The organism is Methylotenera mobilis JLW8, from assembly GCF_000023705.1.
Classification (GTDB): domain Bacteria; phylum Pseudomonadota; class Gammaproteobacteria; order Burkholderiales; family Methylophilaceae; genus Methylotenera; species Methylotenera mobilis.
Window position 1 is genome coordinate 1,494,374 of sequence record NC_012968.1, and the last position, 16,621, is coordinate 1,510,994.

General features: G+C 45.1%; 16 protein-coding genes. 6 read left to right on the forward strand and 10 right to left on the reverse strand.

What is annotated here, in order from left to right:
- Positions 1–9 precede the first annotated feature (9 nt).
- The 5 genes from rfbC to rnhA form a co-directional block, all read right to left on the reverse strand.
- On the reverse strand, positions 10–570 hold the full coding sequence (gene rfbC / locus MMOL_RS06925) for a dTDP-4-dehydrorhamnose 3,5-epimerase (protein ID WP_015832303.1): 561 nt from the start codon (positions 568–570) through the stop codon (positions 10–12).
- The gene (gene rfbA, locus MMOL_RS06930; protein WP_015832304.1) at positions 571–1,446 is read right to left on the reverse strand and encodes a glucose-1-phosphate thymidylyltransferase RfbA; all 876 of its coding nucleotides are present in this window, start codon (positions 1,444–1,446) and stop codon (positions 571–573) included. It abuts the gene before it with no gap.
- The gene (gene rfbB / locus MMOL_RS06935; protein WP_015832305.1) at positions 1,443–2,528 is read right to left on the reverse strand and encodes a dTDP-glucose 4,6-dehydratase; all 1,086 of its coding nucleotides are present in this window, start codon (positions 2,526–2,528) and stop codon (positions 1,443–1,445) included. Before rfbB ends, rfbA begins: the two co-directional genes overlap by 4 nt.
- A 68-nt stretch (positions 2,529–2,596) precedes the next feature.
- Positions 2,597–3,280: a DNA polymerase III subunit epsilon gene (dnaQ, locus tag MMOL_RS06940; protein WP_015832306.1), complete on the reverse strand. Its 684-nt coding sequence runs from the start codon at positions 3,278–3,280 to the stop codon at positions 2,597–2,599.
- Positions 3,280–3,750, reverse strand: coding sequence for a ribonuclease HI (gene rnhA / locus MMOL_RS06945; RefSeq protein ID WP_015832307.1), 471 nt, complete (start codon positions 3,748–3,750; stop codon positions 3,280–3,282). The genes dnaQ and rnhA overlap by 1 nt, the downstream gene beginning before the upstream one ends.
- A 334-nt stretch (positions 3,751–4,084) precedes the next feature.
- Between rnhA and MMOL_RS06950 the strand changes: the two genes are divergently transcribed.
- Positions 4,085–5,332 carry a surface-adhesin E family protein gene (locus MMOL_RS06950; protein WP_041928747.1) on the forward strand — a complete coding sequence of 416 codons (1,248 nt, stop codon included), beginning with the start codon at positions 4,085–4,087 and terminating at the stop codon, positions 5,330–5,332.
- Between the two features lie 199 nt (positions 5,333–5,531).
- On the opposite strand, the gene MMOL_RS06955 is transcribed toward MMOL_RS06950, so the two are convergent.
- The 3 genes from MMOL_RS06955 to MMOL_RS06965 all read right to left on the reverse strand — a co-directional run bounded on the left by MMOL_RS06955 (position 5,532) and on the right by MMOL_RS06965 (position 9,006).
- Positions 5,532–6,752, reverse strand: a complete 1,221-nt coding sequence (locus tag MMOL_RS06955; RefSeq protein ID WP_015832309.1) for an argininosuccinate synthase — start codon at positions 6,750–6,752, stop codon at positions 5,532–5,534.
- A 98-nt stretch (positions 6,753–6,850) separates the two neighbouring features.
- Positions 6,851–7,765, reverse strand: a complete 915-nt coding sequence (argF, locus tag MMOL_RS06960; protein WP_041928748.1) for an ornithine carbamoyltransferase — start codon at positions 7,763–7,765, stop codon at positions 6,851–6,853.
- Between the two features lie 59 nt (positions 7,766–7,824).
- Positions 7,825–9,006 (reverse strand): aspartate aminotransferase family protein, encoded by a 1,182-nt coding sequence (locus MMOL_RS06965; RefSeq protein WP_015832311.1) that lies wholly within the window; start codon positions 9,004–9,006, stop codon positions 7,825–7,827.
- Positions 9,007–9,349: 343 nt separating this feature from the next.
- Here MMOL_RS06965 and MMOL_RS06970 point away from each other — a divergent pair, with 343 nt between their 5' ends.
- Together MMOL_RS06970 and MMOL_RS06975 are read left to right on the forward strand one after the other, a co-directional pair.
- Positions 9,350–10,459, forward strand: coding sequence for an aromatic ring-hydroxylating oxygenase subunit alpha (locus MMOL_RS06970; protein WP_015832312.1), 1,110 nt, complete (start codon positions 9,350–9,352; stop codon positions 10,457–10,459).
- 43 nt (positions 10,460–10,502) lie between these two features.
- The gene (locus MMOL_RS06975) at positions 10,503–11,366 is read left to right on the forward strand and encodes a DMT family transporter (protein ID WP_015832313.1); all 864 of its coding nucleotides are present in this window, start codon (positions 10,503–10,505) and stop codon (positions 11,364–11,366) included.
- A 107-nt stretch (positions 11,367–11,473) separates the two neighbouring features.
- Here MMOL_RS06975 and MMOL_RS06980 read toward each other — a convergent pair whose 3' ends face one another.
- Entirely contained in the window at positions 11,474–12,112 is a 639-nt protein-coding gene (locus tag MMOL_RS06980) for a response regulator (RefSeq protein ID WP_015832314.1), read from the reverse strand.
- 72 nt (positions 12,113–12,184) lie between these two features.
- Positions 12,185–13,555 (reverse strand): HAMP domain-containing sensor histidine kinase, encoded by a 1,371-nt coding sequence (locus MMOL_RS06985; RefSeq protein WP_015832315.1) that lies wholly within the window; start codon positions 13,553–13,555, stop codon positions 12,185–12,187.
- 69 nt (positions 13,556–13,624) lie between these two features.
- Between MMOL_RS06985 and dhaL the strand changes: the two genes are divergently transcribed.
- The 3 genes from dhaL to MMOL_RS07000 all read left to right on the forward strand — a co-directional run bounded on the left by dhaL (position 13,625) and on the right by MMOL_RS07000 (position 16,521).
- Positions 13,625–14,260, forward strand: a complete 636-nt coding sequence (dhaL, locus tag MMOL_RS06990) for a dihydroxyacetone kinase subunit DhaL (protein ID WP_015832316.1) — start codon at positions 13,625–13,627, stop codon at positions 14,258–14,260.
- Positions 14,261–14,302: 42 nt separating this feature from the next.
- Positions 14,303–15,292, forward strand: a complete 990-nt coding sequence (gene dhaK / locus MMOL_RS06995; RefSeq protein ID WP_015832317.1) for a dihydroxyacetone kinase subunit DhaK — start codon at positions 14,303–14,305, stop codon at positions 15,290–15,292.
- Positions 15,293–15,534: 242 nt separating this feature from the next.
- On the forward strand, positions 15,535–16,521 hold the full coding sequence (locus tag MMOL_RS07000) for a GGDEF domain-containing protein (RefSeq protein ID WP_015832318.1): 987 nt from the start codon (positions 15,535–15,537) through the stop codon (positions 16,519–16,521).
- Positions 16,522–16,621: the final 100 nt, after the last annotated feature.

The following is a 16,621-nucleotide window of genomic DNA, read 5'->3' on the forward strand; positions in this document are numbered from 1 at the left end:
TTGTGGGCCTTATACAAACACATCAGCATCCACAAGACGCAAACCTAGCTGATCTTTAGCGGAAAGGACTGGGATAGCATGCGCAGCCAAGCTAGCGGTGGGCCACTCAATGCCGATATCGGCATCATCCCAACGAATGCAGCGCTCATGCTGCGGCGCGTAATAATCTGTGGTCTTATACAAAAACTCAGTATTATCTTTCAACACTAGAAAGCCATGCGCAAAACCCTCTGGCACCCACATCTGACGTTTATTATCCGAAGACAATATTGCACCAACCCATTGCCCAAAGGTTTGGGAATGCTTGCGCAAATCTACCGCAACATCGAACACTTCACCAGCCACTACGCGTACTAACTTACCCTGCGGCTGTGAGATTTGGTAATGCAAGCCACGTAATACGTTGGCTGCAGATTTAGAATGGTTATCTTGTACAAACTGTGTTTTAACGCCGGTTAGCTGCTCAAACTTTTGCTGATTAAAGCTTTCGAAAAAAAAACCTCTTTCGTCGCCATATACTTGAGGTTCCAGTATCAGTACATCAGGAATTGTTGTCTTAATCACTTGCATTTAGTACACCTGCTCCGTCAGTAGCATTTTCAAATATTGTCCGTAGGCGTTCTTAATATAACGATTAGCCAGCTTATCTAGCGCCGCGGCATCGATATATTGCATACGATAAGCCACTTCTTCAGGACTAGCTACTTTCAAGCCCTGACGCTTTTCTATGGTTTCAATAAACATTGAAGCCTCTAGCAGCGACTCATGCGTACCAGTATCTAGCCACGCAATGCCGCGCCCCATGACTTCTACTTGCAAATCACCACGCTCAAGATAAGCACGGTTCACATCCGTAATTTCCAGTTCACCACGCGGGGATGGTTTTAATTGTTCAGCAATACGAATCACATCGTTGTCATAGAAATACAAACCTGTAACCGCGTATCTAGATTTAGGCTGAGTTGGCTTTTCTTCCAAACTCACGGCCTGCCCTTGGGCATTGAACTCAACCACGCCATAACGCTCCGGGTCGCTCACTGGGTAAGCAAAGACAGTGGCGCCTTTATTGAGCGTTGATGCCGCTTGCGTTTTAATCGCTAGCTCATGCCCGTAGAAAATATTATCGCCAAGTACCAACGCACAACTATCATTGCCGATAAACGACTTACCGATAATAAAAGCTTGGGCTAAACCGTCTGGAGAAGGCTGCACCGCAAATTGAATGGATATCCCCCATTGGCTACCATCACCCAGCAACTGCTGAAAACGTGGTGTGTCTTCCGGTGTTGAAATCACCAAAATCTCCCGAATCCCAGCCAACATCAGCGTCGTTAACGGGTAATAAATCATCGGTTTATCATAAACCGGTAACAGTTGCTTAGACACCACTTGGGTGACTGGATGCAGACGCGTACCAGAACCACCTGCTAAAATAATTCCCTTCATGCCATTTCCTCACCGCGTTCTGAATAGTGTGTTTGAATCCAATTGCGGTAATCACCGCTGGTAATATTATTAACCCAATCTTGATGCGCCAAATACCAGTTCACAGTTTTTTCTATGCCAGTTTCAAAAGTCTCTGCTGGTTTCCAGCCTAGCTCTGTTGCAATTTTGGTTGCATCAATCGCATAGCGTATGTCATGGCCTGGACGATCAGCGACATAGGTAATGAGATCGGCGTAAGACTGTCCGTCAGCACGTGGTTGCTTCGCATCCAGCATACGGCACAGTGTTCTGACGATATCAATATTGGTTTTCTCGTTCCAACCACCGACGTTATAAACCTCACCCACCTTACCCGCTTCCAGCACACGCCTAATTGCCGCACAATGATCTTCTACGTACAGCCAGTCACGCACTTGCAAACCATTGCCATACACAGGTAAAGGCTTACCAGCTAAAGCATTATGAATCACCAATGGAATTAGTTTTTCAGGGAAGTGATAAGGCCCGTAGTTGTTTGAACAATTTGTAGTTAACGTTGGCAAACCATACGTGTGATGATAAGAACGTACCAAATGGTCTGAAGATGCTTTAGATGCAGAGTAAGGGCTATTCGGTGCGTATGGCGTAGTTTCTGTAAATGCAGGGTCATTTTTACCTAATGAGCCATAAACTTCATCGGTAGAGACATGCAAAAAACGGAAATTTTCTTTATCCGCCGTATTTAACTCTCCCCAATAAGCACGTACTGCCTCTAACAAATGAAACGTACCCACAATATTGGTTTGAATAAAGTCTTCCGGGCCGTGGATAGAACGGTCTACGTGACTTTCTGCCGCAAAGTTTACCACTGCACGCGGCTTGTGCTCAGCTAATAATTTAGCAACCAAATGCTGATCGCCAATGTCGCCGTGCACAAATACATGGTGCGCACTATGTTCTAGGCTAACTAAGTTGTCCAAATTACCGGCATAGGTCAGTTTGTCTAAATTGACTACAGTGCCTAAGCCCTGCTTCACCCAAGCTAGCACAAAATTAGAGCCGATAAAGCCAGCGCCACCTGTTACAAGAATTGTGTTATTCATTATTTGCTACTTTCTTCAATTAACTAATCACTAGCTCTTTAAAACTAAACATTAACCTAAACTCAACATTAACTATTCCAGACGCAGTTACCTGACTTCGCCAAACCAGCCAAATATGCCTCATGATCGGCAAGCTCGGTACTATTCGCCAGTTTTACTTGTAAGGGTGCATGGCTCACGGCGCTTACCTCTACAGTTTCATGGCTAGGTTGATCCAATGCAATCATCAAACTATCTTGGCCACGGGTCATTGCCATGTATACATCTGCGAGCAACTCGGCATCCAGCAATGCGCCATGCAGCGTGCGCTTAGAGTTATCTATGCCAAAATACTTACATAGCGCATCTAGGTTATTACGCTGACCAGGGCGCATTTCTTTTGCAATTTTGAGGGTGTCGGTCACTTTAGCGGAAATTTCCTCCACTTTCTTCTGACCAATCAGTCCAAGCTCACAGTTTAAGAAGCCCACGTCAAATGGCGCGTTATGCATAATAAGTTCAGCATCGGCAATAAACGTAATCAGCTCATTAGCAATATCAGCAAAGCGGGGTTTATCTTGCAAGAACTCTAGGGAAATACCATGCACCTCTTGAGCGCCGGGGTCTATGTCACGATCTGGGTTTAAATAATAATGAAAATGGTGCTTGGTTAAGCGTCTGTTTACCACCTCAACTGCCGCAATTTCAATCACACGATGCCCTTGGGCATGGTACAAACCTGTGGTTTCCGTATCTAAAAAGATTTGCCTCATTATGCACCCCTCCCTTTTTGCAACACTTGCTCTACACCTTTATTTGCCAGCAAATCCGCACGCTCGTTGCCTACGTTACCAGCATGCCCTTTAACCCATATCCACTCAACTGTATGCTGCTGCGCCAACACATCCAACACGCGCCATAAATCATCATTCTTGACAGGTTTTTTATCAGCAGTGCGCCAGTTACGCGCTTTCCAGCCAATAATCCACTCAGAAATTCCCTTTTGTACGTAAACAGAATCCGTAAACACTTTTGCATGACATGTACGCTTCAAGGCTTCTAGCGCCCGAATCACGGCTGTGAGCTCCATACGGTTATTGGTGGTAACTAACTCACCGCCAAACAATTCTTTTTCATGCCCCTCATAGCTAATCCATGCTCCCCAGCCGCCCGGGCCAGGATTCCCTTTACATGCACCATCGGCATAAATTTCCACGAGAGGGCTTGCCACTGCTGTCGTCATCAATCAAATTTCACTTTACTTTGAATTAATGGTGATTATAGAACATCGCAGCGCCTAGCATGGCTAAAGCAGATAAATATTCATATCGCCAACATGATTTCAACATAAAAAGTCTGTACCTAAATCTGTATAGAAAAGATGTGCAATTTTATTAAACAAATGCGCAATTCAGCCGTTAACTAAATATATATGAATTTAATACCACTTTCATCAATACTAAATAAGTGCCAAATTTACGTTAAAAGCTAATTAACGCTAGGCATTAACAATAAAGTCGGAACGCAATATGCAAAAAGCGGTAATTTATTTAGCCCTATTTCTCGTTTCTTTTTTCATGAGCATCAGCATATGCTCGGCCGCCAATTGGGCAAAACTGAATGAGAGCAGCTCCTCGAAATTGATGATAGACAAACAATCTATCCTAGAGAAAGACAAACTAAAGCGTGCCTGGGTAAAAATTGAATATAAAACTATTCAGAAAAATATAGAGTCACCCGATACGCAATATAACCTTTCAAAACTACTCTGGTATTTTGATTGCCCATCACAAAAATCTGCGGCGACCCAAGTGTTCCAATACTTAAATGGTGAGCTTGTGCATTCGGCTGGGATTGATAATGTAAAGAATGCTAAATTTATTGAACCGGTGCCGGAGTCAGACTTTGATCGAGCCATGCAGTATGTATGCACAAGCCATAAGAGCGTAACACCTAAAACAACAGCACCAAGCAAAGCGCCTTCAGACCCTAAAGCCGAAACCAACGCAACTGCTAAACCTGCAGATACAGATAGTAAACCCGCTGAAACCAAGCCTACAGACGCTAAGCCAACAGAGGCTAAACCGGTAGATGCAAAGCCCGCTGGCAAAACGCCAGCCAAACCCAATAACAAGAAAACTGAAGAAGCCAAAAAACCTGTCGCTTGGGGTTATGATGGCAAAGAAGGCCCTGAGCATTGGGCTAAGCTAAGTGACGAGTTCTCCATGTGCAGTGCCGGCAGCACACAATCACCGATTGATATCGACGAAAGTCTGGATGCAAATTTAAAACCATTAAAATTGTTGCAGAAGTTTCCGGCCAAAGAAGTATTACAAACCAATCATTCAATACAGCTAAACTTTAGAGATGGTAATCTTGTCGCTATAGACAACATCACATTCAAGCTGAAACAAGCCAATTTTCGCACGCCTAGCGAACATACTTTTAAAGGCAAATCCTTCCCGTTGGAAGCGCAATTTTTACACACCGACGTTAAAGGCAGCACTGCAATCGTTGCCGTTTTATTCAGGGAAGGTAAGCCTAACACTGCCTTAGACAAACTGCTAAAACAGTTACCTAACGAGAGTAACAATGCAGTGACACTCAAATCAAGGCTGCTGGCAAGTGAATTGATGCCGAGCAATCAGGACTACTACCGCTTTAGCGGCTCACTCACCACCCCACCGTGTACTGAAGGCGTACGCTGGATATTGATTAAAACACCAATGACTGCGAGCAAAGAGCAAATTGAGGCATTATCAGCACTGACACAAAACAACAACCGTCCAGTACAACCGCTGAATGGCCGCCTAATTGTTGATTAAGCATCGGATACGCTTACTACCCCCCCACAAACAAAAAAAGCACCTAGTTAACACTAGGTGCTTTTATCTACTGCACTATGTAATCAAAGCTATCTCATTAAGCAGACTGCTCCAACGCCAACAGGAACTTCAATTTTTGGTCACCATCGGCCAACCACAACTGAAGCACCTGCACTTAATGTTGCAGCTATTTTAGCGCTTATTTTTTATCTCTTAAATTTGCTGCAATACGCATTCTCAATGCATTAAGCTTAATAAAACCGCCTGCATCTTTTTGATCGTAAGCACCTTTGTCGTCTTCAAAAGTAGCGATGTTAGGGTCAAATAGTGAATTAGTTTTACTATCACGACCAGTCACAATCACATTGCCTTTATACAGCTTCACGCGCACCCAGCCATTGACTGTTTTTTGTGTGTGATCAATCAAGGTTTGCAACGCAATACGCTCAGGACTCCACCAGTAGCCGTTGTAAATCATGCTAGCGTAACGCGGCATTAAATCATCTTTTAGGTGTGCCACTTCACGGTCTAGTGTAATAGACTCAATCGCGCGGTGCGCTTTAAGCAAAATAGTACCGCCTGGGGTTTCGTAGCAACCACGTGACTTCATACCCACATAACGGTTTTCAACCAAATCTAAACGGCCTACACCATGCTTACCACCAATTTGGTTAAGCTGTGCCAGCAACTCGTGTGCTTTCATTGCCACGCCATTTAAGCTGACTGGGTCGCCGTTTACGTATTCAATGTCTAAATACTCCGCTGCATCTGGTGCCTTTTCTGGGCTTACGCTCCAACGCCACATTGAGTCTTCAGCTTCTGCAGCTGGGTTCTCTAGATGACGACCTTCATAAGAAATATGCAGCAAGTTTGCATCCATGCTGTATGGGCTACCGCCTTGCTTATGCTTCATGTCCACAGGAATACCGTGTTTTTCAGCGTATGCCATCAGTTTTTCACGGCTGAGTAAATCCCACTCGCGCCATGGAGCAATGATTTGAATGTTAGGATTTAACGCATAAGCACCTAGCTCAAAACGCACTTGGTCGTTACCTTTACCTGTTGCGCCATGAGAGATTGCATCGGCTTTAGTATCACGAGCTACCTCAATCAAACGTTTGGCAATCAATGGGCGTGCAATAGACGTACCTAATAAATACTCGCCTTCGTACACGGTGTTGGCGCGGAACATTGGGAATACAAAATCACGCACAAACTCTTCACGCACGTCATCAATAAAAATCTCTTTAACACCAGCCGCCTTAGCTTTGGCACGCGCTGGCTCCAACTCTTCACCTTGACCTAAGTCAGCCGTGTAAGTCACAACCTCACATTTATATTCATCTTGCAGCCATTTCAAAATAACTGAGGTATCTAAACCGCCTGAATAGGCCAACACTACTTTATTTACGTTACTCATGATCTCTTTCTATCTATAGATATTTCGCAATTCACTACTGAAGGTCAAGGTCAATGCTTGCAAACACAGCTCTCAACAAACAGCATGTTTGCTGCTAACTAAATTTTTCCTAACAACAAATATTCCATCAGTGCTTTTTGAGTATGCAGCCTATTCTCAGCTTCATCCCACACCACACTTTGCATGCCATCAATCACTTCAGCAGAAACTTCTTCGCCTCTGTGCGCCGGCAAGCAATGCATAAATAAGGCATCTTTGGCCGCAACACGCATCATGTCGCTATCTACTTGCCAATCTGCAAAGTCGCGCATACGCTCTTCGTTCTCTGCCTCAAAACCCATGCTGGTCCACACATCAGTGGTCACCAAGTCAGCACCGCGCGCGGCATCCATTGGGTCAGCAAATACTTCAAAGTGATCTGTGCCATACAAATTAGCGCGCTCAGGCTCAACTTCATATCCTGGTGGCGTAGATACATGCACATTAAAGTCTAATAATTCGGCAGCCTGTAGCCATGTATGACACATATTATTACTGTCACCAATCCAAGCCACGGTTTTGCCTTTAATTGAGCCGCGGTGCTCAATATAAGTAAAAATATCCGCCAAAATCTGACACGGATGATACTCATTGGTTAAACCGTTAATCACCGGCACGCGTGAGTTGGCAGCAAAGCGCTCGATGATTTCCTGCTCAAAGGTACGAATCATCACCAGGTCGCTCATACGCGAGATCACTTGTGCGGCATCTTCCACCGGCTCACCACGACCCAATTGCGAATCCCTAGTATTTAAGTAAATCGCAGAACCGCCTAGCTGCTGCATACCAGCTTCAAATGACAAGCGTGTACGTGTGCTGGCTTTTTCAAAAATCATTACCAATGTACGGTCTTGTAAAGGCCAATATTGCTGATAATCCTTGAATTGGCTTTTGATCCAACGAGTACGCTCGAACACATACTCAAGCTCGTCACGGTTTAAATCATTAAATTGTAAAAAGTGTTTTATTGCCATCATCTTTGGTAGTTCAAGTTTTATTAAAACCGACTACAGTTAGTTATGTTATAAATGATTTATTGTGATAAAAATGTTTTGATTAAGGCAGATAAGCGTTGCACCAACTCTTTTGCCTCAGCTTCACTCATCACAAGCGGAGGTAATAAACGCACCACCTTGTCTGCCGTCACATTAATCAGCAACTTGGCTTCTAATGCCATTTTAACCAAGTCACCGCATGGACGATCCAACTCAATACCGATCAGCATGCCAGCATTACGCACGGTTACCACACCTGGCGTACCTTTCAGCTCTGCTGTAAAACCTTCGCGAATCAAATTGCCAATTTTCTCAGCATTTTCACGCAGCTTTTCTTCTTCAATAATATTCAGTGTAGCCAAACCTGCAGCCGTCGCTAACGGGTTACCACCAAAAGTGGAGCCGTGCTTGCCGTAGGTAAACACCTCAGCAGCTTTACCGCTGGCAACACAAGCGCCAATTGGCACGCCAGAACCCAGGCCTTTAGCCAAGCTCATCACATCAGGTTTAATGCTGGTATGTTGGAATGCAAACCAAGTACCTGTGCGCGCGATCCCCGTTTGCACTTCATCTAACATTAATAGCCAATCATTGGCATCACATATCTGGCGCAGTTGCTCTAAATAGCCACTGGCATCTTTAGGGATATTCACACCGCCCTCGCCTTGCACTGGCTCCACTAGTACGGCTACCACATTTGGGTTGTGCAAAGCTACTTGTTTTACAGCCTCTACATCATCATACGGCACGCGAATAAAGCCGCTTACCAATGGCTCAAAGCCTGCCTGCACTTTGCGGTTACCTGTTGCAGATAGCGTAGCTAAAGTACGTCCGTGGAAAGATTGGTCCATCACAATAATTTCAGGGTTATGAATCCCTTTATTGTTTCCGTATAAGCGCGCAATTTTAATTGCCGCTTCATTGGCCTCACAGCCAGAGTTACAGAAAAACACTTTATCCATGCCAGACACTTCACACAACTTATCAGCCAGTGCTGATTGCTCGGCAATTTGATAGATATTAGAGACATGAATCAAATTAGCGGCTTGTTTGGCAATAGCGTCTACCAATTTAGGATGCGCATGACCCAAGCCATTTACCGCAACGCCTGACAGTGCATCAAGATATTGTTCATTGTTGTTATCCCATAGCCAAACGCCGTTACCTTTGGTGAAGGTAACCGGCTGACGCATATAGGTATTCATTAAATGGTCTGACATTTTTTTATTTACTCAAATACAAGTTATTTAGACGTACTAATTATTAGGCAATGCAAATCCTACATTCTCTGCGATGTAGGAAACCTACAAAAATAAAAATCCCGCAACTCGTCAGTTAATGAAGAATCGCGACAACATCTTTGCTTTATTTAATTTAAAAAGATGGTAGTTAAATTTTAATTGAAGGGTAAAGAAACTCTCACGAGAGTAGCCGAAAACCTCACTATTGGCAAGTTTTACCGCACAAAACTTACAGATAATTATATAATAATGACTTGATAAAAATAGCAATTTAGGCAAAAATCGCCATCCCTGAAATTTTAACTGCCAATCATTTTTTCTTATGGCATCTTTGACTTTAGCTTCCCAACAAGACACCGCATTCCAACTACCTGTCTCATGGTATGTTGATGAAAATACTTACGCCTTAGAGCAACAGCATTTGTTCGCCCATGCGCCACATTATCTTGGCCACGAACTCATGGTGCCTAACGTTGGTGATTACCATGTACTAGACTGGATGGGACAAGCGAAAAGCTTAGTACGCCAACAGGACGGCATTAACGTGCTGAGCAATGTGTGCAGGCACAGGCAAGCCTTAATGCTTAAAGGCCGCGGTCAAGCGAAAAACATCGTTTGCCCTCTGCATCGCTGGACTTATGATCTAGAAGGCAAACTACTTGGTGCGCCGCATTTTGAGCAAAATCCTTGCTTGAATCTGGATAAAAAAACCTTACAAAATTGGCAAGGTTTATTGTTTGATACCAAACGCGACATTGCAAAAGATCTAGCCAACTTAGGCTGCAAGCAAGATTTCGACTTTACTGGCTACATGCTGGACCGCGTAGCTGTTGAAGAGTACAGCTTTAACTGGAAAACCTTTATTGAAGTGTATTTAGAGGACTACCACGTTGGCCCTTTCCACCCAGGCCTTAACCAATTTGTAAATTGTGAGCAGCTGAACTGGGAGTTCGGCGCTAATTACAGCGTACAGACCGTGGGTTTTAAACCGTCCGTGAACAAAGCAGGCTCGCCTACCTATCAGGCATGGCAACAGCAAGTTGCGCAATACCACGGCGAAAAAACACCTAAATACGGCGCAATCTGGATGGTGTACTACCCGTTCCTGATGATTGAATGGTATCCCAACGTATTAGTGGTATCGCACATTATCCCGCGCGGCGTTAACGCGTGTACCAACGTGGTGGAGTTCTATTATCCGGAAGACATTGCCTTATTCGAGCGCGAATACGTGGCGGCACAACAAGCCGCTTATGATGAAACCGCCGTTGAAGACAATGATATCTGCCAACGCATGCACGATGGACGCCATGCGCTATTTGCGCAAGGCATTGATGAACGCGGCCCATATCAGCATCCGATGGAAACTGGCATGGAGCATTTTCATCAGTGGTATCGTCAGCAAATGCAGCAGCACCTCGCACCGATTTAAATCTGATGCTACCCGTCAACCTGATGCCACCTGAGCACGGCGCATGAAAAAAGCCAGCTTCAGTCTGCCCAATCTAGGTAGTTTATGGATGCTAGTGGCCGCGTTAGGTTTTGCCATCATGGGCGCGCTAGTTAAACTTGGCGCCCAAAAATTTAGCAGTGCCGAGCTAGTGTTTTACCGTTCGTTATTCGGCTTGGTATTTATAGGCTTGTTTATTGTGCACCACAAATTACCGCTAGCCACCCCCGTCATGCGCAAACAAATGTCACGTGCTGCCGTTGGCTTCACTGCACTGATTTTGTTTTTCTATGCCATTGCGCATTTACCGCTGGCCACCGCCATCACACTCAACTATACCTCACCACTCTTTTTGGCGTTGCTCACGCCATTACTGCTGAATGAAAAGCCTAAAAGAATACTATTGATCGCACTGGCAATTGGCTTTGCTGGGGTAAGCTTGCTCTTAAAACCCACCATCAGCCAATCACAATGGCTGGCTGGTTCCTTAGGCTTATTATCGGGGATAGGCGCAGCACTGGCTTACATTCACGTTAAACAGCTGGGGCAAGCCAATGAACCTGATTGGCGCACTGTGTTTTACTTTACCTTAGTGTCTTCCGTGTGTGCTGGTGCATGGATGCTGTTTGACCGCTTTCACGCCATCACTTGGTCAGACTTACCTGTTTTGATAGGCTTAGGCGTTTCTGCCACCATTGCTCAGCTTGCACTTACACGTGCATACCGCACCGGCGATACCTTGGTAGTGGCGAGTCTCGCCTATGTTACGATTTTATTAGCCAGTATATTTGGCGTCATTTGGTGGCATGAGCACCTAAGCGTAGACGCATGGCTGGCAATCGGTTTGATTATCGCCAGCGGCATTATCAGCATACGTAGCGGCCGCTAGCACTTAAAGCAGCCTACTACATACAAAGCAATAGCAGTGAACCAAATACCGAGCAAACCTAAGTACTTGGCAAACCCAAGCATCTAGCAAGCTAGGTATTTAATAGGCTAGGCATCGAGCAAACCACTACGCATCGCAATTAAAGCGATTTCAGCCGAGTTGTTGGCATTAAGCTTCTGTTTGATATTGTACAAATGCGTACCTACTGTGCGCGGGCTTAAAAACAGGGTTTCAGCGATTTCATTGGTAGTTTTACCCTTAGCCAGCGCCATAAACACCTCAAACTCGCGCGGTGAAAGTACATCTACCGGATTTTGGTCGCCGGATAGTTGCTGAATCGCCATTTGCTGCGCAACACTGGCCTCCAGATATTTCTTACCGCCAGCTACCGTCCTAATCGCCTTAATCAGTTCCTCAGCTGCGCTGCGCTTGGTGAGATAACCCATGGCTCCAGCATTAAGTACACGTTTGGGGTGTACAGAGTCTTCGTGCGCAGACAACACTAAAATCTTAGCATTACTGTCTTTTGCCAGAATACGTTCAATGGCTTCCAGACCACCAATACCGGGCATCGTGATATCCATCACCACCACATCAGGCTTATGCTCTACATAACGTTGAATCGCCTGTTCACCGCTCTCGGCCTCTGCCACTACTTTCATATCGACATCAGATTCAAGCAGCATTTTGAATCCCATACGAACCACCGCGTGATCATCTACCAACATCACATTAATCTGACTCATTGACTGACCTTCTACCCTTGGGCATATAAATTACATTAATTCCTAGCTTTAATTCATGGCGCTAAACACGCACTAGTTCACAGTGCCAGCAGGCGGCACGCGAATAGTAATTGTAGTGCCCTGCTTAGGCGCAGACTCTATGGCAAAAGTGCCATGCAAGGCTTGCACGCGCTCGCGCATCCCAAGCAACCCAAAGTGGCTGCTTTGGTCAACGGCACCAATATCCATACCGACACCGTCGTCTTTAATACTTAACTGCAGTTCGCCATCAGACATTTTTACCAGCCGTATTTCTATTGTAGCGGCCTCTGCATATTTTAAAGCGTTATTCAGCGACTCCTGCACTATTCGATACAGATTAATACTGATAGTTTCACCCAGGCTTTGCAGGTTGCCCGACTGCAGATTTTCAGACAAATAGAGCTGAATATTAAGTTTAGGGTGTTGCACCTGGTGGCTGCTCACCAAATCTTTCAACGTTTCCGCCAGGCCCAGATTATCCAACGCCCCAGGCCGCAATTGGCGCACAATATTATGCATACCATCATAAATTTGATTGGCGGCCGACACAATCACCTGCGCGCTGGATGCAATCTCCGTCATTCCGGCACCACTACTATTAGCCTTGGCTTTATTAGCGATGCTTACCGCAAAAGTTTTAATCGCTGTCACGTACTGCCCAAGCTCGTCATGCAGTTCGCGTGCTAAGCTACGGCGCTCATCTTCAATATGCTTCTGTATCAAATGTGTGAGCTGCCTATTCTCTTCCAGCAATCTCTCTGCAGTTAGCGACTCTGCCATACGGTTCAGGCTGTGGCCTATGGTATCAAACTCTGGCAAGGGAAAAGTCGGCAAGCGTGTGGTTAAATCACCTTGTTCAATACGGTTAATTGCGCCAAGAATGCGCCCAATCGGCTTAAGTGAATGGCTTAGCAGCAAATACACCAAGGTATTCAGAATAATAAAAAACGCCAGACCAACCCACATCAGCTGATTAAAACCAGCCCATGCTTCACGGATAGAACCTGCCGCGCTGGATTGCACCACTAAAGTACCGTAACGAATCCTGCGCTCTACTGTTTCAACTTTGGGCTGTACTAATTTTACAAACCATTGTGGCGGGACTACATCACTTTTAAAGGTAGACTCAGGCGAGCGGTACAGCTCATAACCACGATAATCATAGAGTGTAATATGGCTGCTGCGCACATAACCCAAAGAAGCTAAAAAACCCTGTAGCACCACGTGTGTAGGCCCCATTTCCGGATTTAACGTCGAGCTGATAATCACCGTATCCAGCAACTGCACAGTAACGCGGCTGGCAGCTTCAACGCGTTCGCGAATTGAAATTCTGGTATCTGTCACTAAGATTGACCCTACCACCAAGATGAATGCCAGCGACAATAAGGTGATCAGTAAATTTAAACGAAAACGTAAGCTCATGAGTTGAAATCACTTTATGACATGTGTAGAGTTTAACAACTTTAATCAATTCGCTATATAGTGTTATTCATGAAAACATCATTTATCTTATCCGCGGCAGAATCAATACGTGACGCCATTCTCGACCACGAGTCAGAGCTAGAATCACTAGACCGCGCGATTGGAGATGGTGACCACTATATCAATATGAAACGCGGTGCTGGCGCAATTGTTGAGCTACATGCAGAGCTTGCCGCACTCTCCGCTGATGCGGCCCTCAACAAAATTGGCCTTAAATTACTCAGCACCATAGGCGGCGCCTCCGGCCCACTACTGGCAAGTTTTTTCATGAGCATGGCCAAAATACTCAAAGAAAAAAACGACGATACCATCACTACTTATGCTGCGGCGTTTACCGCTGGAGTCGAGGCAGTTCAGCAACGCGGCAAGGCTGGCTTGGGTGAAAAAACCATGCTCGATGTGCTTATTCCCGTAGCGCAGCAATTTTCTGCACTGGCTGCATCAAATGCCGATATCAAAACAACCTGCCAGGCATTGATGCAAACTGCTGAAGAAGGCATGCTTGCAACTAAAGCGCTGATTGCCACCAAGGGGCGTGCGGCCAGCTTGGGTGAACGTGCGATTGGGCATATAGACCCAGGTGCCAAAAGCTGCCAATTAATGATTAACGCCGTTTGTAATCAAGTGCTGGCAAGCCAACTTTAAATTAGCCAGCGACAATCTAGCCAACAGCAAAAAGGGCATGAGATGAAAAAGTTTATCAATAAAGTTGACGATGTATTAGTTGAAAGTCTCAGTGGTTTTGCCTCAGCCCACCATGATTTGGTTAAGCTAAATCTCGACCCTAATTTTTTAATCCGTCAGCAAAAAGCCACGAATAAAGTCGCCATCATCTCGGGCGGCGGCTCCGGGCACGAGCCGCTACATACGGGTTATATTGGTTATGGTATGTTAGATGCTGCCTGCCCCGGGCATGTATTTACCTCACCAACGCCTGATCAAATGCTAGCAGCTGCAGAAGCGGTGCATGCAGATAAAGGCGTTTTGTTTATTGTTAAAAATTACGCAGGCGATGTAATGAACTTTGAAATGGCAGCAGAAATGTTGCCATTTGAATCTGCCACCGTACTCACCAGTGATGACTGCGCAGTGATTAACAGCACCTACACTACGGGGCGACGTGGCGTGGCTGGCACTGTAATTGTAGAAAAATGTGTAGGCAGCTTAGCTGAGACTGGCGCGGACTTACAGACATGCAAAGCATTGGGAGACAAAGTCAACAGCCGCACTGCCAGTATGGGCGTTGCGCTCACTAGCTGCACTGTGCCTGCCGCTGGCCGCCCTACTTTTGATATTAACGATAACGAGCTTGAAATGGGTGTGGGCATTCATGGAGAACCAGGCCGAAAACGCGAAACCATGCGTGAAGCCGATACCATTGTGCAAGATGTAGTGAATGCTATACTGGATGCGTTAAAGCCAACCGCAAACAGCGAAGCGCTGCTCTTGATTAACGGCTTTGGCGCCACCCCATTAATGGAGCTATACCTCATTTACAACACAGCGGCTAAACTATTCACGGAACACGGCATTAAAATTTCGCGCTCTTTAGTCGGTAATTACACCACGGCATTAGATATGGCAGGCGCATCTATTACGCTATGCATACTGGATGACGAAATCAAACAACATTGGGATAGCCCAGTTCATACTGCCGCCCTAAGGTGGGGACGCTAAGCACCACGCATAAACCTAGAAAAAAACAATTTTGACAAGACGTTACCACCCGAAAGGGTTATGCTAAAACATTATTTCACCGCACTTCTCACAATGGCATTTACTTAAGCATTGCAACGTGAAAAGTTATGATAGTATGAGAAAAAATCGGTCATCAAACAGCTTGATTACTGATTAGATTTTTAGCCATTTAATCGCGAATATCAAATAAAACTTTGCAAACGTACTGCATCAATTCGTTATTGGGTAAGTTAGTAACACTCACAAAAGAGCGCGATGACCTATCGCTGCAAGTTGCACTCATCAAAACGCTCACAGACTTCATTAACTTCAACCATAACGAGTCAAAACGTATCGTCGTTATCTATCATGTGGTTGACGTAAAAAAGCAAGTCATCACCGCGCTAACGGATGATGGCAACACCAATAATGCAGAAATTCCTGCCGACTTTAAACGGGCTATCCTCAACTGCTTGCAAGCTGGCGCTGCGCACACGTACCAAGTGAACGCACAGCATGCAATCAAACTTCACCCAATTACAGGCACCATGGGGCACGTAGACAGCGTGATTGCGATTGATGCCGATCATACCAATGAGCACTTATACAACCCCGTTTGTATGATATTAGATATTTACCAAAATTTCATTTTGCTCAATAACGAAAATGAGTGTGATACGCTGACTGGTTTACTCAACCGTAAAACCTTTGATTTTAAAATCAGCAAAATTCTTGCACAAATGCACAGCGGCACTAATCGCAAAGACGATAAAGCTAATCAAAAATACTTTTTAGCGATTTTTGATATTGATCACTTTAAGAGGATTAACGATCAGTTCGGTCACTTGATTGGCGATGAAGTGCTGCTCATGTTTTCTCAGTTAATGCGCCAGAGTTTTCGAGAGGCAGACCCGCTATTCCGTTTTGGTGGAGAAGAGTTTGTTGGCTTTTTTGAATGCAACAGCACTCCTGATATTCAGAATATTTTTGAGCGCTTTAAACAAAAAGTCGCCAACTTCGAGTTTCCACAAGTGGGCAAAGTATCCGTCAGTGCCGGCTTTACCGAGATATCTCCATTTGACACCTCAAGCCAGATTATAGATCGTGCCGATACCGCACTCTATTACGCCAAAAATCATGGCCGCAACCGCGTAGATTCTTACGAGCTGCTGATCGCCAATGGCAGCTTACAAGACAATAAAAAAGAAGGCGAAATCGAGCTGTTCTAGCTTAGTCTAAAAGTGTTCAGGTTGATATAAAACTCTGCACAAACACAACCTACCTAAAACCTACTCAGGTGAGTAGTTTTATTCTTACCACTTCCACTTG

Excerpts from the sequence above, each read along its gene's own strand:
- rfbC (WP_015832303.1), bottom strand. The coding sequence starts at position 570 with ATGCAAGTGATTAAGACAACAATTCCTGATGTACTGATACTGGAACCT.
- rfbA (WP_015832304.1), bottom strand. The coding sequence starts at position 1,446 with ATGAAGGGAATTATTTTAGCAGGTGGTTCTGGTACGCGTCTGCATCCA.
- rfbB (WP_015832305.1), bottom strand. The coding sequence starts at position 2,528 with ATGAATAACACAATTCTTGTAACAGGTGGCGCTGGCTTTATCGGCTCT.
- dnaQ (WP_015832306.1), bottom strand. The coding sequence starts at position 3,280 with ATGAGGCAAATCTTTTTAGATACGGAAACCACAGGTTTGTACCATGCC.
- rnhA (WP_015832307.1), bottom strand. The coding sequence starts at position 3,750 with ATGACGACAGCAGTGGCAAGCCCTCTCGTGGAAATTTATGCCGATGGT.
- MMOL_RS06950 (WP_041928747.1), top strand. The coding sequence starts at position 4,085 with ATGAGCATCAGCATATGCTCGGCCGCCAATTGGGCAAAACTGAATGAG.
- MMOL_RS06955 (WP_015832309.1), bottom strand. The coding sequence starts at position 6,752 with ATGAGTAACGTAAATAAAGTAGTGTTGGCCTATTCAGGCGGTTTAGAT.
- argF (WP_041928748.1), bottom strand. The coding sequence starts at position 7,765 with ATGGCAATAAAACACTTTTTACAATTTAATGATTTAAACCGTGACGAG.
- MMOL_RS06965 (WP_015832311.1), bottom strand. The coding sequence starts at position 9,006 with ATGTCAGACCATTTAATGAATACCTATATGCGTCAGCCGGTTACCTTC.
- MMOL_RS06970 (WP_015832312.1), top strand. The coding sequence starts at position 9,350 with ATGGCATCTTTGACTTTAGCTTCCCAACAAGACACCGCATTCCAACTA.
- MMOL_RS06975 (WP_015832313.1), top strand. The coding sequence starts at position 10,503 with ATGAAAAAAGCCAGCTTCAGTCTGCCCAATCTAGGTAGTTTATGGATG.
- MMOL_RS06980 (WP_015832314.1), bottom strand. The coding sequence starts at position 12,112 with ATGAGTCAGATTAATGTGATGTTGGTAGATGATCACGCGGTGGTTCGT.
- MMOL_RS06985 (WP_015832315.1), bottom strand. The coding sequence starts at position 13,555 with ATGAGCTTACGTTTTCGTTTAAATTTACTGATCACCTTATTGTCGCTG.
- dhaL (WP_015832316.1), top strand. The coding sequence starts at position 13,625 with ATGAAAACATCATTTATCTTATCCGCGGCAGAATCAATACGTGACGCC.
- dhaK (WP_015832317.1), top strand. The coding sequence starts at position 14,303 with ATGAAAAAGTTTATCAATAAAGTTGACGATGTATTAGTTGAAAGTCTC.